This window comes from Streptomyces sp. NPDC058758, from assembly GCF_042746075.1.
GTDB lineage: Bacteria > Actinomycetota > Actinomycetes > Streptomycetales > Streptomycetaceae > Streptomyces.
In genome coordinates this window covers 63457-82201 of sequence record NZ_JBHYPS010000013.1, presented here as the reverse complement: position 1 = coordinate 82201, position 18745 = coordinate 63457, and the positions used below count along the sequence as shown (strand labels likewise).

Genomic DNA, 18745 nt, shown 5'->3' with positions numbered 1-18745 from the left:
CGGGCGTCCTGGATGTAGCAGTGCTTCATCCAACCATGAAGAGACCTGTGCTGGTGCTACACGGTCACCGGCGGCCATGCTCGGTCCATGCGCCCCGCTCACGTCGCCCTCGCCGCGTTCGTCGCCGCGGTCTGGGGGGTCAACTTCGTCGTCATCGAGATCGGCCTCGACCACTTCCCCCCGCTGCTCTTCTCCGCCCTCCGCTTCCTCGTCGCCGCCCTCCCCGCCGTCTTCCTCGTCGGCCGGCCCAAGGTCGCCTGGAAGTGGATCGTCGCCGTCGGACTCGCCCTGGGAGTCGCCAAGTTCGGCCTGCTCTTCACCGGCATGGACCTCGGCGCCCCCGCCGGACTCTCCTCCCTCGTGCTCCAGGTGCAGGCCGTCTTCACCGCCCTCTTCGCCTTCGCCGCGCTCGGCGAGCGCCCCCGCCGGCTCACCGTCCTCGGCATGGGCGTGGCGCTCGCGGGCATCGGCGTCGCCGCCGTCGACGAGGGCACCTCCGGCCCCGTCACCGGCTTCGTCCTGGTCATCGCGGCCGCCGCCTGCTGGGGCGTCTCCAACGTCCTCACCCGCAAGGCCGCCCCGCCCGACCCGCTCAACTGGATGGTCTGGGTCAGCACCGTGCCCGTCCTGCCGCTGCTCGCCCTCTCCCTCCTCCTGGAGGGGCCCGAGCGCGACCTGGCCGCGCTCCGCGCCCTCGACTGGACCGGCGCCGGCGTCATCCTCTACGTCGCCTGGGTGACCACCGTCTTCGGCTTCGGCGCCTGGGGCTGGCTGCTCCGCCGCCACCCCGCCTCCTCCGTCGCCCCCTTCTCCCTCCTCGTCCCCGTCTTCGGCATGTCCTCGGCCGCGCTCTTCCTCGGCGAGCCGGTGACCCCGCTGCGCTGGGCGGCCGCCGCGCTCCTGGTCGGCGGAGTGGCCCTGACGTCGCTGACGCCCGGCCGGGCCGCCACGGCTCCGAAACCCCTGGAACGGCGGGCCCCCGTTCCCGTATCGTCCGGGCGTCCCACCGGCGAGGAAAGGCCCGCATGACCTTCGAGAACGTGACCGTCGACGCCCTCGTCCCCGCGCCCGGCGCCCTGCTCCTCGCCGGCATCCCCGGCAGCGGCAAGTCGACGGTCGCGGCCGCCCTCGCGGCCCGCTTCGCCCGCGCCGCGCACATCGAGGTCGACCACCTCCAGGAGCTGATCGTCAGCGGCGGCCACTGGCCGACCCCGGACGGCGACCCCGAGGCGGACCGCCAGATCCTGCTGCGCGCCCGCAACGCCTGCCTCCTCGCGAGCAGTTTCGCCGCCGCCGGCTTCCTCCCGGTCGTGGACGACGTGGTGGTCCGCCGCTCGCACCTGGACTTCTACCGGGCGCAGCTGGGCTCCACCCCCCTCCACGCGGTGATCCTGGCCCCCGGCCCGGACAAGGCCTGGGAGCGCAACAACGCCCGCCACAAGCGCCTCACCACCAACTGGGCCTTCCTGGACGAGGCCATGCGCGCCGAACTCTCCGACCGGGCCCTCTGGATCGACAACGCCGACCAGACCGTCGACGAGACCGTCGACGCGGTCCTCGCCGCCACCGGCCTGACCGCCCACGCCGACGCGAAGGGCACCCCCGCCCCGTAAGCCCGGCCGCCCCACGCCCGACGACGGGCGCCCCACCCGCGACGGGGCCCGCCCCGACCCGCTCCGCGCCCGACGGCCCCCTGGCGGAGACCCGCTCCGAAGGCGCGCCCGGCGGTGGCCGGCCTCGGTCCGGCTCGGGCCCGGCGGTGGCCGGCCCGGCGGCCCGCGCCCGGCGCCTCGTGCCCGCCCCCTACCCCCGCGACGCCGCCGTCGAGTCCCGTACCACCAGTTCGCCCGGGACCGTCTCCGTGCCGTGCGGCGGGGCGTCCTCGGTGCCCATCGCCAGGCGGCCGGCGCGGACGCCGGACGCGTGGAGGGGGAGGTGGACGGTGGTGAGGGCGGGGACCGCGTCGACCGAGAAGGGCAGGTCGTCGAAGCCGGCCACCGAGACGTCGCCGGGGATCGACAGGCCCCGCTCCCGCAGGGCCGCGCAGACGCCGAGGGCCACCGTGTCGTTGGCGGCGACGATCGCCGTCAGCCCCGGGTCCCGGGCGAGGAGCCCGTCGACGGCCGCGCGGCCGGCGGCGCGGTCGTAGGGGCCGTGCACGGTCGGCCCCTCGGCGACGCCCGCCGCCGCGAGGGCCTCCCGGTGGCCCTCCAGGCGGTGCCGGGTGGTGGTGCGGTCGGCGGGGCCCGCGACGTAACCGATCCGGGTGTGGCCGAGGCCGAGCAGGTGCTCGGTGAGCCGCCGGCCCCCGGCGCGGTTGTCGAAGACGAGCGCGGCGAGGTGCGCGTCCCCGGGCACGGGCGGGCGCCCGCACAGCACGACCCGGGTCCCGGCCTCGGCCATCCGGGCCAGTTTCGCGGCGGTCGCGGCCAGGTGCCGCGGGTCCTCCAGCGAGCCGCCCATGAGGATCACGGCGGCGGCGCGCTGCCGCTGGAGCAGCGTGAGGTAGGTCAGCTCGCGCTCGGGGGAGCCGCCGGTGTTGCAGACGACGGCCAGCTTCTCGCCGCCCGCCCGGCCCGAGCCGCCCTCGCCGATGGCGCTCTGCGCGGCGCTCGCCATGATCCCGAAGAAGGGGTCCGCGATGTCGTTGACCAGCACCCCGACCAGGTCGGAGGTGGCGGCGGCGAGGGAGCTGGCGGGCCCGTTCAGGACGTAGTCCAGCTCCTCGACGGCCTTGAGGACCCGCTCCCGGGTGGAGGCGGCCACCGGGTAGTTGCCGTTGAGGACGCGGGAGACGGTCGCGGGGGAGACCCGGGCGCGGGCGGCCACGTCCGCCAGGGTGACGGTCATCGCGTGCGTACCTCCGGGGGCCTTGTCCGACGTGTTGTCGGCAGGCTAGCGTCATCCACGGCAGAAAGCGCTTTCTATCGTCGCGCCGGAAGCGCTTTCTGCCGTGCATGGCGTCTTCCGTCATGCCCCGACACAGCGAACGCAGACCGCGGATCGCAGGCCACGAGGGCGCGAGCCCGCCGGGGAGAGGAACCTTCCGTGACACGCAGGACAGTCCGCATCGCCATGAACGGCGTCACCGGACGCATGGGCTACCGCCAGCACCTCGTCCGCTCGATCCTCGCGCTGCGCGAGCAGGGCGGCCTCGACCTCGGGAACGGCGAGGTCCTCTGGCCCGAACCGGTCCTCGTCGGCCGCCGCGAGCACGCCCTGCGCGCCCTCGCCGAGAAGCACGGCCTGACCGAGTGGTCCACCGACCTCGACGCCGTCCTCGCCGACGACACGATCGACGTCTACTTCGACGCCCAGGTCACCTCGGCCCGCGTCGAGGCCCTCACCAAGGCGATCGCGGCCGGCAAGCACCTCTACACCGAGAAGCCCACCGCCGCCGACTTCGCCGGCGCCCTCGACCTCGCCCGCCTCGCCGCGGAGAAGGGCGTCAAGCACGGCGTCGTCCAGGACAAGCTCTTCCTCCCCGGCCTGCTCAAGCTCAAGCGGCTGATCGACGGCGGCTTCTTCGGCGAGATCCTGTCCGTGCGCGGCGAGTTCGGCTACTGGGTCTTCGAGGGCGACTGGCAGGAGGCCCAGCGCCCCAGCTGGAACTACCGCTCCCAGGACGGCGGCGGCATCGTCGTCGACATGTTCCCGCACTGGGAGTACGTGCTCCACGAGCTGTTCGGCCGCGTCACCTCCGTCTCCGCCGAGATCGCCACCCACGTCCCGCGCCGCTGGGACGAGCAGGGCAAGCCGTACGACGCGACCGCCGACGACGCCGCCTACGGCACCTTCCACCTGGAGGGCGGCGCCATCGCCCAGATCAACTCCTCCTGGACCGTCCGCGTCAACCGCGACGAACTCGTCGAGTTCCAGGTCGACGGCACCGAGGGCTCCGCCGTCGCGGGCCTCCGCAACTGCCGCGTCCAGCACCGCAGCGCCACCCCCAAGCCGGTCTGGAACCCCGACATCCCCGCCACCTACTCCTTCCGCGACCAGTGGCAGGAGGTCCCCGACAACGCCGAGTTCGACAACGGCTTCAAGGCCCAGTGGGAGCTCTTCCTCCGCCACGTCGTCCTCGACGAGCCCTACCACTGGGACCTCCTCGCCGGCGCCCGCGGCGTCCAGCTCGCCGAACTCGGCCTGAAGTCCGCCGCCGAGGGCCGCCGCCTCGACGTCCCCGAGGTGTCGCTGTGACCCTCCGCCTCCCCCTCCCCGGCGGCGGCACGCGCGCGTACGAGCCCCGTGCCGAACCGCTCGCGCCCACCGCGTCCGGCCCGCTCGCCTCCCGCACGGTCTTCTCCGCCGCGCACGTCGTCGCCGACCCGTACGCCGACGCCACCCCCGACGGCCCCGCCGCCGTCGACTGGGACGCCACCCTCGCCTTCCGCCGCCACCTGTGGTCCCACGGCCTCGGCGTCGCGGAGGCCATGGACACCGCCCAGCGCGGCATGGGCCTCGACTGGGCCGGCGCCGCCGAACTGATCCGCCGCTCCGCCGCCGAGGCGAAGGCCGCCGGCGGCGCGATCGCCTGCGGCGTCGGCACCGACCAGCTCACCGGCCCCGCCACGCTCGCCGAGATCCGGGCCGCCTACGAGGAACAGCTCGCGGTCGTCGAGGAGTCCGGCGCCCAGGCCGTCCTCATGGCCTCCCGCGCGCTCGCCGCCGCGGCCGCCGGACCCGAGGACTACCTCGACCTCTACGGCCACCTGCTGCGCCAGGCCGCCGAACCCGTGATCCTCCACTGGCTCGGCCCGATGTTCGACCCGGCCCTGGAGGGGTACTGGGGCTCCGCCGACCTGGACGCGGCCACCGAGACCTTCCTGGAGGTCATCGCCGCCCACCCGGACAAGGTCGACGGCGTCAAGATCTCCCTCCTCGACGCGGGCCGCGAGGTCGCGCTGCGCCGCCGGCTCCCCGAGGGCGTCCGCTGCTACACCGGCGACGACTTCCACTACCCGGAGCTGATCGCGGGCGACGAACAGGGCTTCAGTCACGCCCTGCTCGGCATCTTCGACCCGCTCGGCCCGCTGGCGGCGGAGGCGGTCAGGACCCTCGACACCGGCGACACGGCGGGCTTCCGCAAGCTGCTCGACCCGACGGTCGCGCTCTCCCGCCACCTCTTCGAGCCCCCGACCCGCTACTACAAGACGGGCGTGGTCCTCCTCGCCTGGCTCGCGGGCCACCAGGACCACTTCACCATGGTCGGCGGCCTCCACTCGGCCCGCTCCCTGCCGCACCTGGCCCGCGCCTACGAACTCGCCGACGGCCTCGGCCTGTTCCCGGACCCGGCCCGCGCGGAAGCCCGGATGCGCGCCCTCCTCACCGTCCACGGAGTGCCCCGGTGAACCCCGACCGCTTCAGCATCAACCAGATGACGGTGAAGCAGCTCCCCCTCCCCGAGCTGGTCGCGGAGTGCGTCCGCCTCGGGGTCCCGGGGATCGGCCTGTGGCGCGACCCGGTGAAGGAGTACGGGATCGACGAGACGGCGGCCCTGATCCAGGAGGCGGGCCTGGCGGTCACCACCCTCTGCCGGGGCGGCTTCTTCACCGGCGACGGCTGGGAGGCCGACAACCGGGCGGCGATCGACGAGGCGGCGGCGCTCGGCACCGACACCCTGGTGCTCGTCTCCGGCGGCCTGCCCGCCGGCAGCCGCGACCTGCCCGGCGCCCGTGCGCGCATCGCCGACGCCATCGGCGTCCTCGCCCCCTACGCGGGCGAGCGCGGGGTCCGCCTCGCCATCGAGCCGCTCCACCCGATGTACGCCTCCGACCGCTGCGCGATCTCCACCCTGGACCAGGCCCTGGACATCGCCGAGCGCCACCCGGCCGAGCAGGTCGGCGTCACCGTCGACACGTACCACCTGTGGTGGGACGAGAACGCCCCCGCGGCGGTGGAGCGCGCCGCGGCCGGCGGCCGGATCCACTCCTTCCAGCTCGCCGACTGGACGACCCCCCTCCCGGAGGGCGTCCTCAACGGGCGCGGGCAGCTCGGCACCGGCGCGATCGACCTCACGTGGTGGGCGGCCCTCCTCGAACGGGTCGGCTACACGGGCCCGGTGGAGGTCGAGCTGTTCAACGACGCCCTGTGGGCGAGGGACGGCGTCGAGGTCCTGGAGGAGACCCTGGAGGCCTTCCTCAAGGTCTGAGGCCCCCGAGAGGGCGCGGATCCCGGTGTGCGGCCGGGACCCGCGCCGGGGCCGTCCGGCGTGTGCGGCGCCGGACGGCCCGCGCTACTTCCGCCCGCCGCCCAGCAGGTCCCCGAGGCCGCCGTCCCTCTTCCCCGCCTTCCCCGCGGCGCGCTTCGTGAGGACCGCGAGGACGACCGGGAGCAGCAGGTCGACCGCGCGGTTCACGGTGGCCGGGGGGATGCCGGTGCGCTTGGCGACGGCGTTGGCGGCGGGCTTCGCCAGCTTGGCGAGGACGCCTGCCATCAGACCGCCGGCCGCGAGGCCGCCGAAGGCGGCGACCCCCTGGAGCGGGGGGTCCGCGGCGGTCGCCTCGTCGACGGCGGCCCTCACCTCGTCCGCGCTGCCGGGCTCGGCCGCCGCCTGCCGCAGCCCGCCCGAGAGCTCCGCGACCGAGTCGCCGACGAGGCTCCGGGCCCCGGTCGCGTCGGTGCCGGCGAGCGCGGCGATCTCCGCCAGGCGGTCCTCGCCGAGTTCGGCCAGGACGTCGTCCTGGAAGGAGTCACTGCTTTCGCTCATGTCCGAAACGCTACGGTCGATCCCCCGCCCCGGCACCCCGGCGGGGGAGTCCGCCGCGGGCCCGCCCCCGCTGTCGGTGCCCTTCGCTACCGTCGGTGCATGTCCAACGAGGGTCAGCCGCACCGCCCCGCCGTCCTGGAGGGCGTGCTGGAGAGGATCACGTACGCCAACGAGGAGACGGGCTACACGGTCGCCCGGGTCGACACCGGCCGGGGCGGCGGCGAGCTCCTCACCGTCGTCGGCGCGCTGCTCGGCGCCCAGCCGGGGGAGTCGCTGCGGATGGAGGGCCGCTGGGGCTCCCACCCGCAGTACGGCCGGCAGTTCCAGGTGGACAACTACTCGACCGTTCTGCCCGCCACCGTCCAGGGCATCCGCCGCTACCTCGGCTCCGGCCTGGTCAAGGGCATCGGCCCCGTCTTCGCCGACCGCATCACGACCCACTTCGGCCTGGAGACCCTCGACGTCCTGGAGGAGGCGCCGGGCCGTCTCGTCGAGGTCCCCGGACTGGGGCCCAAGCGCACCGCGAGGATCGTCGCCGCCTGGGAGGAGCAGAAGGCGATCAAGGAGGTGATGGTCTTCCTCCAGACCGTCGGCGTCTCCACCTCGATCGCCGTCCGCATCTACAAGCAGTACGGCGACGACTCGATCACCGTCGTGCGCGAGCGGCCCTACCGGCTCGCCGCCGACGTGTGGGGCATCGGCTTCCTCACCGCCGACCGGATCGCCCAGTCCGTCGGCATCCCGCACGACAGCCCCGAGCGGGTGAAGGCCGGGCTCCAGTACGCCCTCTCCCAGTCCAGTGACCAGGGGCACTGCTTCCTCCCCGAGGAGCGGCTGATCGCCGACTCGGTGAAGCTGCTCCAGGTGGACACGGGACTGGTCATCGAGTGCCTCGCCGAGCTGGCCGGGGACCCCGAGGGGGTCGTCCGGGAGACGGTCCCGGGGCCGGAGGGGGAGCCGGTCACGGCCGTCTACCTGATCCCCTTCCACCGGGCCGAGCTCTCGCTCGCCGGGCAGCTGCGGCGGCTGCTGCGCACCCCTGAGGACCGCATGCCCGCCTTCCGGGACGTGGCCTGGGACAAGGCCCTGGCCTGGCTCGCGGAGCGCACGGGGGCCACCCTGGCGCCCGAGCAGGAGCAGGCCGTCCGGCTGGCCCTGACCCAGAAGGTCGCGGTCCTCACCGGCGGCCCCGGCTGCGGCAAGTCCTTCACCGTCCGGTCCGTCGTGGAGCTGGCCCGGGTCAAGCGGGCGAAGGTGGTGCTCGCCGCGCCGACCGGCCGCGCCGCCAAGCGGCTGGCCGAGCTGACCGGCGCCGAGGCGTCCACCGTCCACCGGCTGCTCGAACTGAAGCCGGGCGGGGACGCGGCGTACGACCGGGACCGGCCGCTCGACGCCGACCTCGTCGTGGTCGACGAGGCGTCCATGCTCGACCTGTTGCTGGCGAACAAGCTGGTCAAGGCGGTGGCGCCGGGTACCCACCTGCTCCTGGTGGGGGACGTGGACCAGCTGCCGTCGGTCGGCGCCGGCGAGGTGCTCGCCGATCTGCTGGCGCCGGGCAGCCCGGTCCCGGCCGTCCGGCTGACCCGGATCTTCCGCCAGGCCCAGCAGTCCGGCGTGGTGACCAACGCGCACCGGATCAACGAGGGCCTGCCGCCCGCCACCACCGGTCTGCCGGACTTCTTCCTCTTCGCGGAGGAGGAGACGGAGGACGCGGCCCGGGTCGCCGTCGAGGTCGCCGCCCGGCGGATTCCGGCCAGGTTCGGCCTCGACCCGCGCCGGGACGTGCAGGTCCTGGCCCCCATGCACCGCGGGCCGGCGGGCGCGGGCGCGCTGAACGGGCTGCTCCAGCAGATGATCACCCCGGCCCGCCCGGACGTCCCGGAGAAGCGGTTCGGCGGCCGGGTCTTCCGCGTGGGGGACAAGGTCACCCAGATCAGGAACAACTACGAGAAGGGGGCGAACGGGGTCTTCAACGGTACGGTCGGAGTGGTGACGGCGCTGGACCCCGAGGAGCAGCGCCTGACCGTCCGGACGGACGAGGACGAGGAGGTGCCGTACGGCTTCGACGAGCTGGACGAGCTGGCGCACGCGTACGCGGTCACCATCCACCGTTCGCAGGGCAGTGAGTATCCGGCCGTGGTGATCCCGGTCACCATGAGTGCGTGGATGATGCTCCAGCGGAACCTGCTCTACACGGCCGTGACCCGGGCGCGGAAGCTCGTCGTCCTGGTCGGTTCGCGCCGCGCGATCGCCCAGGCGGTCCGGACGGTCTCGGCCGGCCGGCGCTTTACCGCACTGGCCCATCGCCTCACAGGGGCCGCCCCCGTGTGAAAGATCACGGAGGACTACCGGAACCGGGGCGAAGGGGGCAGGATGAGCAGGTTGGCGGCACTGAGTGCCGCCGATTGGCCCAATGGCGACCCCGAGTGCACTCTCCTGAGCCAAGTGGGGGATGGTAGAGACAGTCAGGGCACCTCGAAGAAGAGGCACTACGTCGGTGAGGGATGACGTGAGCGACAACTCTGTAGTACTGCGGTACGCGGACGGTGAATACACCTACCCGGTGGTCGAGAGCACCGTCGGCGACAAGGGCTTCGACATCGGGAAGCTGCGAGCCCAGACCGGTCTGGTCACCCTGGACAGCGGATACGGCAACACCGCCGCCTACAAATCCGCGATCACCTACCTCGACGGTGAGCAGGGCATCCTGCGGTACCGCGGCTACCCCATCGAGCAGCTGGCCGAGCAGTCCACCTTCCTGGAGGTGGCCTACCTGCTGATCAACGGCGAGCTGCCGAAGGGCGACGAGCTCTCCACGTTCCAGAACGAGATCACCCAGCACACGCTGGTCCACGAGGACGTCAAGAACTTCTTCCGCGGCTTCCCGCGGGACGCCCACCCGATGGCGATGCTGTCCTCCGTGGTCTCCGCGCTGTCCACCTTCTACCAGGACAGCCACAACCCGTTCGACGAGACCCAGCGCCACCTGTCGACGATCCGGCTCCTCGCGAAGCTGCCGACGATCGCCGCGTACGCGTACAAGAAGTCGATCGGCCACCCGTTCGTCTACCCGCGCAACGACCTCGGCTACGTCGAGAACTTCCTGCGCATGACGTTCTCCGTGCCGGCCCAGGAGTACGAGCTCGACCCGGTCGTCGTCTCGGCGCTCGACAAGCTCCTCATCCTGCACGCGGACCACGAGCAGAACTGTTCGACCTCCACCGTGCGCCTGGTCGGCTCCTCGCAGGCGAACATGTTCGCCTCGATCTCGGCCGGCATCTCCGCCCTCTGGGGCCCGCTGCACGGCGGCGCCAACCAGTCGGTGCTGGAGATGCTGGAGGGCATCAAGGCCAACGGCGGCGACGTCGACTCCTTCATCCGCAAGGTGAAGAACAAGGAGGACGGCGTCCGCCTGATGGGCTTCGGCCACCGGGTGTACAAGTCCTTCGACCCGCGCGCCAAGATCATCAAGGCGGCGGCGCACGACGTCCTCTCGGCCCTCGGCAAGTCCGACGAGCTGCTGGACATCGCGCTCAAGCTGGAGGAGCACGCGCTCTCCGACGAGTACTTCGTCTCGCGCAACCTCTACCCGAACGTGGACTTCTACACGGGCCTCATCTACCGCGCGATGGGCTTCCCGACCGAGATGTTCACCGTGCTCTTCGCGCTCGGCCGCCTCCCCGGCTGGATCGCCCAGTGGCACGAGATGATCAAGGAGCCCGGCTCCCGCATCGGCCGTCCGCGCCAGATCTACACCGGCGAGGTCCTCCGCGACTTCGTCCCGGTCGAGGAGCGCTGAGCCGGCCCCGCACAGGTCGGCTGAGAGGCCTCCGGGTCGTACAGAAGCGCCCCGCCCTCCGATCCCCCCACGGGTCGGCGAGCGGGGCGCTTCTCATATTCCCGGTGCGGATTCCCCCCACGGGATCCGGGCCGGGCGTCCGGTGCGCGGTCTGCCGGGGTACGTACGGGAGGGCCGCTCAAAGCTCCCCGGTGCACGTGCCCCGGCCGCGCTTGCCTGCCGGGACGTCCCCCAAGACCTCCCGGCGAACGTCCCCCAAGACGTTCTGGCATCGCCCACTTAGACTCGCGAACAGCCCAGATGGTTACCCCCCAATATCTGTGATCTAGGTCTCTTTGTGAAGGACTTGTGCGTCACGTGTAGGTGAAATCAACGGAACCGCCGCAGTCGCAGGCTGTTGGTCACCACGAACACGGACGAAAAGGCCATGGTCAGGCCCGCGATCATCGGGTTGAGCAGTCCGGCCGCGGCGAGCGGCAGGGCGGCCGCGTTGTAGCCGAAGGCCCACGCCAGGTTTCCCCTGATCGTCGCCAGGGTCCGCCGCGAGAGCCGGATCGCGTCGGCGGCGGCCCGCAGGTCGCCCCGGACGAGGGTGAGGTCGCCCGCCTCGATCGCCGCGTCCGTCCCGGTGCCCATCGCGAGCCCCAGGTCGGCCGTGGCGAGCGCCGCCGCGTCGTTCACGCCGTCGCCGACCATGGCGACCGTGCGGCCCTCCTCCTGGAGCCGCCGGACCACCCCGGCCTTCTCCTCGGGCAGCACCCCGGCGATCACCTCGTCGATGCCGACCTCGGCCGCGACGGCCTCCGCGACGGCCCGGTGGTCGCCGGTGAGCAGCACCGGCCGCAGGCCGAGCGCCCGGAGCCGGGCGACGGCCTCGGCGCTGGTGTCCTTGACGGCGTCGGCGACGGCGAGGGAGCCGCGGAAGACCCCGTCCCAGGCGACGAGCACCGCACCGGCCGGCGCGTCCTCGGGCACCGCCACGTCCTCGGCGGCGAGCAGCGCGGCCCGTCCGGCGAGGACGAGGTGCCCGTCGACGGAGCCGCGCACGCCGAGCCCCGGCACGTTCTCGAAGCCCTTGGGGACCGGCAGTTCGCCGGCGGGGAGGCCGAGCCGCTCGGCGGCGCCCGCCGCGACGGCCCGGGCGACCGGGTGCTCGGAGGAGTGCTCCAGGGCCCCGGCGAGCCGCAGCAGTTCCCGCTCGCCGGTCCCGGCGGCGGGGCGGACGCCGGTGAGGGCCATCCGGCCGGTGGTGACGGTGCCGGTCTTGTCGAGGACGACGGTGTCGACGCGACGGGTGGACTCCAGGACCTCGGGGCCCTTGATGAGGATGCCGAGCTGGGCGCCCCGGCCGGTGCCGACGAGCAGCGCGGTCGGGGTGGCCAGTCCCAGGGCGCAGGGGCAGGCGATGATCAGGACGGCGACGGCGGCGGTGAACGCGGCGGTCGCGCCGGCGCCGGAGCCGAGCCAGAAGCCGAGGGTGGCGAGGGCGATCAGCAGGACGACGGGGACGAAGACGGCGGAGATCCGGTCGGCGAGCCGCTGCGCCTCGGCCTTGCCGCTCTGCGCCTCCTCGACGAGCTTCGCCATCCGGGCGAGGCGGGTGTCGGCGCCGACCCGGCCGGCCCGGACGACGAGCCGTCCGGAGACGTTGACGCAGCCGCCGGTGACGGCGGAGCCGGGGACGGCGTCGACGGGCAGGGACTCGCCGGTGAGCAGGGAGGCGTCGACGGCGGAGGAGCCCTCGGTGACGGTGCCGTCGGTGGCGATCTTCTCCCCGGGGCGCACGACGAAGAGCTCGCCGGTCCGCAGGTCGGCCACCGGCACCCGTACCTCCCCGTCCTCCCGGAGGACGGCCACGTCCTTGGCGCCGAGCTCCATGAGGGCCCGCAGCGCGGCGCCGGCCTTCCGCTTGGCGCGGGCCTCCAGGTAGCGGCCGAGCAGGAGGAAGGTGACGACGCCGGCGGCGACCTCCAGGTAGATCGCGGAGGCGCCGTCGGCGCGGTCCGCGGTGAGGTCGAAGCCGTGGCGCATGCCGGGCAGGCCGGCGTCGCCGAGGAAGAGGGCCCACAGGGACCAGCCGTAGGCGGCGAGGGTGCCGATCGAGACGAGGGTGTCCATGGTGGCGGCGCCGTGCCGGAGGTTGGTCCAGGCGGCCCGGTGGAAGGGCAGGCCGCCCCAGACGACGACGGGGGAGGCCAGGGTGAGGGAGAGCCACTGCCAGCCGTCGAACTGGAGGGCGGGGACCATGGCGAGCAGGACGACCGGGGCGGAGAGGACGGCGGAGACGGTGAGGCGCTGCCGGAGGGCGGCGAGTTCGGGGTCGCCGTCCGGTTCCGCCGCCGCCTCGGGCTCCGGCGGCGCGGGCTCCTCGGCGGTGTAGCCGGTCTTCACCACGGTGGCGATCAGCGCGTCGACGCCGACCTCGGAGGCGTGCTCGACGTGTGCCTTCTCGGTGGCGTAGTTGACGGTGGCGGTGACGCCGTCCATCCGGTTGAGCTTCTTCTCGATGCGGGCCGCGCAGGAGGCGCAGGTCATCCCGCCGATGGTCAGCTCGGTGACGGTGGTGCTGGGCATGTGCGGTTCCAAAAGGGGAGCAGGGCCGTACCGGTCAACGGTACGGCCCTGCGGGGTCGGTGCGGCGGGCGGTCAGACCAGCTCGTATCCGGCCTCGTCGACGGCGGCGGCGACGGCCTCGCGGTCGAGCGGGGCGGCGGAGACCACGGTGACCTCGCCGGTCTTCGCGACGGCGGTGACCGAGGAGACGCCAGGGAGGGCGGAGATCTCGCCGGAGACGGCGCCCTCGCAGTGGCCGCAGGTCATGCCCTTGACCTGGTAGACGGTGGTGAGTTCGGTCTGCGTCTCGGCGGCCATGGGGTTCTCCTCTTCGGTTCGGAGCCTTACGTCGTCGATGCTATACCCCTAGGGGGTATAAAGGCCAGTCGGGTCCGGCGCGCGTCGGGCGAGCGATCTCAGCCACGCCAGCCCCACCAGTGTCACCAGCACCAGACCGCCCACCGAGAAGAGGGTGAAGAGGTGTTCCTGCTCGGCCGTGGGCTGCGGGATGTACCCCTGCGCGAAGAGCGAGCGGTCCAGGTCCGTGGCGGTCGTCCGCAGCACCAGCCAGAGGGCGATCCCGTGCATCGAGTCCCAGAGCGCGTGCAGCGCCGCCACCCCCAGGTACGCGCCGACGACCGGTCCGGCGAGGCGGAAGCGGCCGTCGGGGCGGCGGAAGGAGAAGAGCACCGCGCCGGCGATCGCCGTCCACAGGCCGTGCCCGAAGGGGGCGAGCACCCCGCGCAGGATCTCCGTCTCCAGCAGGGAGCGCAGGTCGATGCCGTCCATGGTGACGGCCGCGTTGAAGGCGTACCCCGCGCTCTCGAAGGCGGCGAAGCCGAAGCCGACCGTCCCGCCGAGCACCAGGCCGGCGCGCCGGCCGCGCAGCCGCGGCCGGTGGCGGACGACGAACATCAGGGCGGCGAGCTTCACCGCCTCCTCGATCAGCCCCACCCCGACGAACATCCACAGCGACGGGTGGAGCAGGTAGTACTCCATGACCGAGGCGCCCAGGACGCCCAGGACGCCGCCGGTGACGAAACAGCCGAGGATCACCGGCAGCCCGAGGTCGCGGCCGTGCCGCTCGTACGCCCACAGGACGAAGACGCCCGGGACCAGGAAGCTGCCCAGCAGGATCAGGGTGGGCAGCAGCGTCGTGTTGGCGGTGGCGTAGGTGACCACGGCGGTCAGCGCCCACAGGGCCAGTCCGCCCCCGAGGCAGCGCTTCCACAGGCCGGGGCGCGGCCCGGTCTCCGGCGGCGGGGCCTGGGGCGGGGGAGGGGGCTGGGGCGTCGTCCGGTAGTCGTACATCCGCGGGCCTCCACGTCCCTCCGCCGACAGGGCATCTGACCGGAGCCTATGGTAGATACCCGATATGTCGCATTCGGGGAGCACGCTCGTCCTGATCATGGTGATCGCCGTCCTGGCGCCCCTGCTGGCCTATTGGGTGGGCCGCCGCGTCCCCGTGCCGCTCGCCGTCTTCGAGATCCTCCTCGGCATCTGCGTCGGCCCCGACGTCCTCGACTGGGCCCGCTCCGACGAGCTGATCGACGGCCTCTCCGAGCTCGGCCTCACCATGCTGATCTTCCTGGCGGGGTACGAGATCGAGTTCGGCAAGGTCCGCGGCGACACCCTCAGGCGCTCGGTGTGGGCCTGGCTGGCCGCCCTCGCCCTCGGGCTCACCGCCGGCATCCTGCTCGGCGGGGGCTACTCCACCGGCGTCTTCATCGGGGTGGCCCTCACCAGCACCGCCCTCGGCACCGTCCTGCCCGTGCTGCGGGACTCCGGCGGACTGCGCGGCCGCTTCGGCTCGGTCGTGATGGCCTTCGGCGCGGTCGGCGAGTTCGGCCCGATCATCGCCATGGCGCTGCTGCTCAGCGGGCGCACCGCCGCCGAGTCCACGGTGCTGCTCGCCGTCTTCGCCGCGCTCACCGCGGCCGCCGTCTACTGGGCGCTGCGGCCCCGGCCCCCGTGGTTCGCGCGCGTCATCGCCAAGACCCTGCACACCAGCGGCCAGTTCGCGGTCCGCTTCGTCTTCCTGCTCCTCGCCCTGATGCTCGGCGCCTCCACGGCCCTCGGCCTCGACGTCCTCCTCGGCGCCTTCGCCGCCGGACTCATCACCCGGCTGGTGCTCACCGGGGCCGCGCCCGAGGCGGGCCCGGAGATCCTGGAGAAGGTGGAGGGGGTCGGCTTCGGCTTCCTGGTGCCGGTCTTCTTCGTCGTCACCGGCATCGAGTTCGACCTGGACTCGCTGCTCTCCGGCGGCCGGACGCTGCTGCTCCTGCCGGTCTTCCTGGTGCTCTTCCTGGTGGTGCGCGGCGGCCCGATGTGGTTCCTCGCCCCGCGCGACCTCGACCGCAAGGACCGGGGCGCGCTGGTGCTGTACGGCTCCACCGCGCTGCCGCTCGTCGTCGCCATCACCACCATCGGCGTGGACGACAAGGCCCTGTCGGCGGGCGAGGCGGCGGCGCTGGTGGGCGCCGGCATGGTCTCCGTGCTGGTCCTCCCGCTGCTGGCGCTGCGGATCCGGGCCGGCCGGGACCGGGTGCCGGAGGAGGCGGTCAGCGGGTCGGAGTCGTGGTGACCCCGGCCCCCTCCCCGGCGAGGAGCGGGCCCAGGTAGCGGAGCAGGACCTTCTTCAGCTCGGCGACGGCCCGGTCCCTGACGGGGCCCTCGGGGGCGGCGACGATCAGGGCGAGGCCGCCCTTGAAGACGGCGAAGGCCATGTCGGCGACCGAGTCCAGCTCCTCGGCGGGCAGGGTGGGGACGGCCCGCGCGCCGATCAGCCCGCGGACCTGGGAGAGCAGCGAGGCGTGCAGCTCGTCGTGCTCCTCGGCGATCCGGCCGGGCACGTCGGAGCCGTGCATCAGGGCGAGGAAGGCCGGGTTGAGGCAGTTGAACTCGATCATCGGGTCGAGGACCGCGTCGATCAGCTCCGGCAGCGGCAGCGCCACGTTCTCCGGGGTGAAGACCTGGCCGTGCCGCTCGCGCATCTCGTGGATGAGGCGGCCGCCGAGCTCGACGGCGATCGCCTCCTTGTTGGGGAAGTACTGGTAGAGCGTGCCCGGCGAGACCTTGGCCTCGCGGGCGATCGCGTTGGTGCTGGTGGCCGTGTAGCCCTGGGCGCAGAAGACGTCCGCGGCGGCCTGGAGCAGCTGGGCGATGCGGCGTTCGCCGCGCGCCTGGCGGCGGCGCGGCTTGGGGTCCTCGGGCATGTCCGTCCCCGGCCTCCCTCGATACGCGTTGACAAACACGAGAGGTCGCTCGCATTCTAGAGAAACGCGAGAGATCACTCGTGTTTGCCAGTCTATGGCAATGGGCGGCCCCCGCGACCTGCCGGGAAGCGAGAGCGGGGGCCACGGTGAAGGGGACACCGCGTCATGTCCGAAGTCAAGAATCCGGCCCCCGCGCGGGGCGGGGACCCGGGTGGCGGCCCGGCCGGGCGGCCCGCCGGAGCACCCGGCGGGGGATGGACGGGGCTGGTGACCGCGCGGCCCCGGCTCACCCTGCTCGTCGCCCTCGTCCTCACCGCCCTCGCGGTCCTCGCGGGCGGCGGCGTCGGCGACCGGATGGGCAGCGGCGGCTGGGAGGACCCGGCCGCCGAATCCACCTACGCCACCGAGGCGCTGGAGCGGGAGTTCCCCGGCTCCCAGCCCAATCTGCTGCTCCTCGTCGACGCCGGGAAGGCCGGGGTCGACGACCCCGCCGTGGCCGCCGAGGCCCGCCGGCTCACCGAGCGGCTCGCCGCCGAGCCCGGCGTCGAGGGCGTCGGCTCCTACTGGACCACCGGCTCGCCCGCACTGCGCTCCGAGGACGGCACCCAGGCCGTCGTCGCCGCCCGGATCGCCGGCGAGGAGAAGGCGGCCGGCGAGGTCCTCGACCGGATCGCCCCCTCCTACCGGGGCACCCGGGGGCCCGTCGAGGTCACCCTCGGCGGCGGCCTCGCCGTCCGCCACGAGATGCAGACGATCATCCAGGAGGACCTGCTGCGGGCCGAGCTGATCGCCCTGCCGCTCACCCTGGTCCTGCTCGTCATGGTCTTCGGCAGCGCCGTCGCCGCCCTGCTGCCGCTCGGCGTCGGCATCGTCGCCATCCTCGGCACCAACGCCGTGCTGCGCGGCCTCACCGAGTTCACCGACGTCTCCGTCTTCGCGCAGAACCTCACCACCGCGCTCGGCCTCGGCCTCGCCATCGACTACGCGCTCTTCGTGGTCCGCCGCTACCGCGAGGAGCTCGCCGCGGGCGCCGCACCGGCCGCCGCCGTCCGCACCACCCTGCGCACCGCCGGGCGGACCGTGCTCTTCTCCGCCCTCACCGTCGCCGTCTCGCTCGCCGCCATGCTCGTCTTCCCGCAGTACTTCCTGCGCTCCTTCGCCTACGCGGGCATCGCCGTCGTCCTGCTCGCCGCGGCCGCCGCCCTCACCCTGCTCCCGGCCGCCCTCGTGCTCCTCGGCCACCGGGTCGACGCCCTCGACCTGCGCCGCCTGCTCCGGCGCCGCCGCGTCCCCGCGAAGGACGCCCCGGCGGGCGCCGGCTGGTCCCGGGCGGCCGGCCTGGTGATGCGCAGGGCCCCCGTCTTCGCCGTCCTCACCACCGCCGGCCTCGTCCTGCTCGGACTGCCCTTCCTCGGCGTGAAGTTCGGCACCGCCGACGACCGGCAGCTGCCCGCCACCGCCACCTCCCGGATCGTCCAGGAGGAGCTGCGCGAAGGCTTCCCCGGCGACCCCGGCGGCAGCCTCACCGTCCTCGCCCAGGGCCCCGCCACCCCCGCCGAGTACGGCGCCTACCGCGAGCGGATCGCCGCCCTCGACGGCGTCGTCCGTGTCGACGGCCCCGTCGTCTCCGGCACCGGAGCGGACGCCCACGCCTACTACAGCGTCGTCCCCGAAGGCCCCGGCGCCGGCACCGCCGCCCAGCGGGCCGTCGGCGAACTGCGCGCCGCCGAAGCCCCCTTCGACACCTCCGTCACCGGACAGGCCGCCGTCCTCGTCGACTCCAAGGACGCCATCGGCGAGCGGCTGCCCTGGGCCGCGGGCATCATCGTCCTCGTCACCCTGCTGCTGGTCTTCCTGCTCACCGGCAGCGTCGTCATCCCCGTCCAGGCCGTCGTCCTCAACGCCCTCAGCCTCACCGCGATGTTCGGCGCCGTCGTCTGGGTCTTCCAGGACGGACACCTCTCCGGCCTCCTCGGCTTCACCGCCACCGGCGACATCGAGACCACCCTGCCGGTCCTCATGTTCTGCGTGGCCTTCGGCCTCTCCATGGACTACGGCGTCTTCCTGCTCTCCCGGATCAAGGAGGAGTACGACACCACCGGCGACCACGAGGGCGCCGTCCGCTTCGGCCTCGCCCGCACCGGCGGCCTCATCACCGCCGCCGCCGTCATCCTCGCCGTCGTCATGGTCGCCATCGGCACCTCCCGGGTCACCAACACCAAGATGCTGGGCCTCGGCGTCGCCCTCGCCGTCGTCATGGACGCCATGGTCGTCCGCAGCCTCCTCGTCCCCTCGGTCATGAAGCTCACCGGCCGCCTCACCTGGTGGGCCCCCGGGCCGCTGCGCCGCTTCCACGACCGCTTCGGCATCAGCGAGTCCGGGGCACCGGCCGCGCCAGACACGACGGCCGGCGACCCGGGGGAGATACGCGAGCCCGTCGGCGCCCGGGGCTGAGACGCCGCGCGGCGC

At 73.5% G+C, this 18745-nt stretch carries 15 protein-coding genes; 9 read left to right on the top strand and 6 right to left on the bottom strand.

What is annotated here, in order from left to right; translation table 11 throughout:
- Nucleotides 1–87: 87 nt before the first annotated feature.
- Nucleotides 88–1029: an EamA family transporter gene (locus tag ACFW6A_RS17995; RefSeq protein WP_351845079.1), complete on the top strand. Its 942-nt coding sequence runs from the start codon at nucleotides 88–90 to the stop codon at nucleotides 1027–1029.
- The gene (locus ACFW6A_RS17990) at nucleotides 1026–1613 is read left to right on the top strand and encodes an AAA family ATPase (RefSeq protein WP_351845077.1); all 588 of its coding nucleotides are present in this window, start codon (nucleotides 1026–1028) and stop codon (nucleotides 1611–1613) included. Before ACFW6A_RS17995 ends, ACFW6A_RS17990 begins: the two co-directional genes overlap by 4 nt.
- Nucleotides 1614–1803: 190 nt before the next feature.
- On the opposite strand, the gene ACFW6A_RS17985 is transcribed toward ACFW6A_RS17990, so the two are convergent.
- The gene (locus tag ACFW6A_RS17985) at nucleotides 1804–2850 is read right to left on the bottom strand and encodes a LacI family DNA-binding transcriptional regulator (RefSeq protein WP_351845075.1); all 1047 of its coding nucleotides are present in this window, start codon (nucleotides 2848–2850) and stop codon (nucleotides 1804–1806) included.
- 198 nt (nucleotides 2851–3048) lie between these two features.
- On the opposite strand from ACFW6A_RS17985, the gene ACFW6A_RS17980 reads away from it, so the two are divergent.
- From ACFW6A_RS17980 to ACFW6A_RS17970, 3 genes are read left to right on the top strand one after another with little or no spacing between them, the layout of a single operon-like run.
- Nucleotides 3049–4200: a Gfo/Idh/MocA family oxidoreductase gene (locus ACFW6A_RS17980; protein ID WP_351845073.1), complete on the top strand. Its 1152-nt coding sequence runs from the start codon at nucleotides 3049–3051 to the stop codon at nucleotides 4198–4200.
- The gene (locus ACFW6A_RS17975; protein ID WP_351845071.1) at nucleotides 4197–5351 is read left to right on the top strand and encodes a dihydrodipicolinate synthase family protein; all 1155 of its coding nucleotides are present in this window, start codon (nucleotides 4197–4199) and stop codon (nucleotides 5349–5351) included. Before ACFW6A_RS17980 ends, ACFW6A_RS17975 begins: the two co-directional genes overlap by 4 nt.
- Nucleotides 5348–6151: a sugar phosphate isomerase/epimerase family protein gene (locus tag ACFW6A_RS17970; RefSeq protein ID WP_351845070.1), complete on the top strand. Its 804-nt coding sequence runs from the start codon at nucleotides 5348–5350 to the stop codon at nucleotides 6149–6151. Before ACFW6A_RS17975 ends, ACFW6A_RS17970 begins: the two co-directional genes overlap by 4 nt.
- A gap of 84 nt (nucleotides 6152–6235) precedes the next feature.
- Here the strand turns inward: ACFW6A_RS17970 and ACFW6A_RS17965 are convergent, their stop codons facing one another.
- Nucleotides 6236–6709, bottom strand: coding sequence for a DUF937 domain-containing protein (locus ACFW6A_RS17965; protein ID WP_351845068.1), 474 nt, complete (start codon nucleotides 6707–6709; stop codon nucleotides 6236–6238).
- Between the two features lie 99 nt (nucleotides 6710–6808).
- On the opposite strand from ACFW6A_RS17965, the gene ACFW6A_RS17960 reads away from it, so the two are divergent.
- Together ACFW6A_RS17960 and ACFW6A_RS17955 are read left to right on the top strand one after the other, a co-directional pair.
- Nucleotides 6809–9040 (top strand): ATP-dependent RecD-like DNA helicase, encoded by a 2232-nt coding sequence (locus tag ACFW6A_RS17960; protein ID WP_351845066.1) that lies wholly within the window; start codon nucleotides 6809–6811, stop codon nucleotides 9038–9040.
- Between the two features lie 178 nt (nucleotides 9041–9218).
- A complete protein-coding gene (locus tag ACFW6A_RS17955) occupies nucleotides 9219–10508 on the top strand; it encodes a citrate synthase (protein WP_043224185.1) in 1290 nt (429 codons plus the stop codon).
- 369 nt (nucleotides 10509–10877) lie between these two features.
- Here ACFW6A_RS17955 and ACFW6A_RS17950 read toward each other — a convergent pair whose 3' ends face one another.
- The 3 genes from ACFW6A_RS17950 to ACFW6A_RS17940 all read right to left on the bottom strand — a co-directional run bounded on the left by ACFW6A_RS17950 (nucleotide 10878) and on the right by ACFW6A_RS17940 (nucleotide 14372).
- Nucleotides 10878–13082, bottom strand: a complete 2205-nt coding sequence (locus ACFW6A_RS17950) for a heavy metal translocating P-type ATPase (RefSeq protein ID WP_351845063.1) — start codon at nucleotides 13080–13082, stop codon at nucleotides 10878–10880.
- Nucleotides 13083–13154: 72 nt separating this feature from the next.
- Nucleotides 13155–13379 carry a heavy-metal-associated domain-containing protein gene (locus tag ACFW6A_RS17945; protein WP_030749905.1) on the bottom strand — a complete coding sequence of 75 codons (225 nt, stop codon included), beginning with the start codon at nucleotides 13377–13379 and terminating at the stop codon, nucleotides 13155–13157.
- A gap of 48 nt (nucleotides 13380–13427) precedes the next feature.
- A complete protein-coding gene (locus ACFW6A_RS17940; protein ID WP_351845061.1) occupies nucleotides 13428–14372 on the bottom strand; it encodes a PrsW family glutamic-type intramembrane protease in 945 nt (314 codons plus the stop codon).
- A 64-nt stretch (nucleotides 14373–14436) separates the two neighbouring features.
- Here ACFW6A_RS17940 and ACFW6A_RS17935 point away from each other — a divergent pair, with 64 nt between their 5' ends.
- Entirely contained in the window at nucleotides 14437–15645 is a 1209-nt protein-coding gene (locus tag ACFW6A_RS17935; RefSeq protein ID WP_351845059.1) for a cation:proton antiporter, read from the top strand.
- On the opposite strand, the gene ACFW6A_RS17930 is transcribed toward ACFW6A_RS17935, so the two are convergent.
- Complete coding sequence (locus ACFW6A_RS17930; RefSeq protein ID WP_351845057.1) at nucleotides 15623–16276, bottom strand: TetR/AcrR family transcriptional regulator; 654 nt, start codon at nucleotides 16274–16276, stop codon at nucleotides 15623–15625. The two genes, ACFW6A_RS17935 and ACFW6A_RS17930, sit on opposite strands and share 23 nt — an antisense overlap.
- 165 nt (nucleotides 16277–16441) lie before the next feature.
- On the opposite strand from ACFW6A_RS17930, the gene ACFW6A_RS17925 reads away from it, so the two are divergent.
- Entirely contained in the window at nucleotides 16442–18730 is a 2289-nt protein-coding gene (locus ACFW6A_RS17925) for an MMPL family transporter (RefSeq protein WP_351845055.1), read from the top strand.
- The last annotated feature ends 15 nt before the right edge of the window (nucleotides 18731–18745 follow it).

Excerpts from the sequence above, each read along its gene's own strand:
- ACFW6A_RS17995 (WP_351845079.1), top strand. The coding sequence starts at position 88 with ATGCGCCCCGCTCACGTCGCCCTCGCCGCGTTCGTCGCCGCGGTCTGG.
- ACFW6A_RS17990 (WP_351845077.1), top strand. The coding sequence starts at position 1,026 with ATGACCTTCGAGAACGTGACCGTCGACGCCCTCGTCCCCGCGCCCGGC.
- ACFW6A_RS17985 (WP_351845075.1), bottom strand. The coding sequence starts at position 2,850 with ATGACCGTCACCCTGGCGGACGTGGCCGCCCGCGCCCGGGTCTCCCCC.
- ACFW6A_RS17965 (WP_351845068.1), bottom strand. The coding sequence starts at position 6,709 with ATGAGCGAAAGCAGTGACTCCTTCCAGGACGACGTCCTGGCCGAACTC.
- ACFW6A_RS17960 (WP_351845066.1), top strand. The coding sequence starts at position 6,809 with ATGTCCAACGAGGGTCAGCCGCACCGCCCCGCCGTCCTGGAGGGCGTG.
- ACFW6A_RS17950 (WP_351845063.1), bottom strand. The coding sequence starts at position 13,082 with ATGCCCAGCACCACCGTCACCGAGCTGACCATCGGCGGGATGACCTGC.
- ACFW6A_RS17945 (WP_030749905.1), bottom strand. The coding sequence starts at position 13,379 with ATGGCCGCCGAGACGCAGACCGAACTCACCACCGTCTACCAGGTCAAG.
- ACFW6A_RS17940 (WP_351845061.1), bottom strand. The coding sequence starts at position 14,372 with ATGTACGACTACCGGACGACGCCCCAGCCCCCTCCCCCGCCCCAGGCC.
- ACFW6A_RS17935 (WP_351845059.1), top strand. The coding sequence starts at position 14,437 with ATGTCGCATTCGGGGAGCACGCTCGTCCTGATCATGGTGATCGCCGTC.
- ACFW6A_RS17930 (WP_351845057.1), bottom strand. The coding sequence starts at position 16,276 with ATGCCCGAGGACCCCAAGCCGCGCCGCCGCCAGGCGCGCGGCGAACGC.
- ACFW6A_RS17925 (WP_351845055.1), top strand. The coding sequence starts at position 16,442 with ATGTCCGAAGTCAAGAATCCGGCCCCCGCGCGGGGCGGGGACCCGGGT.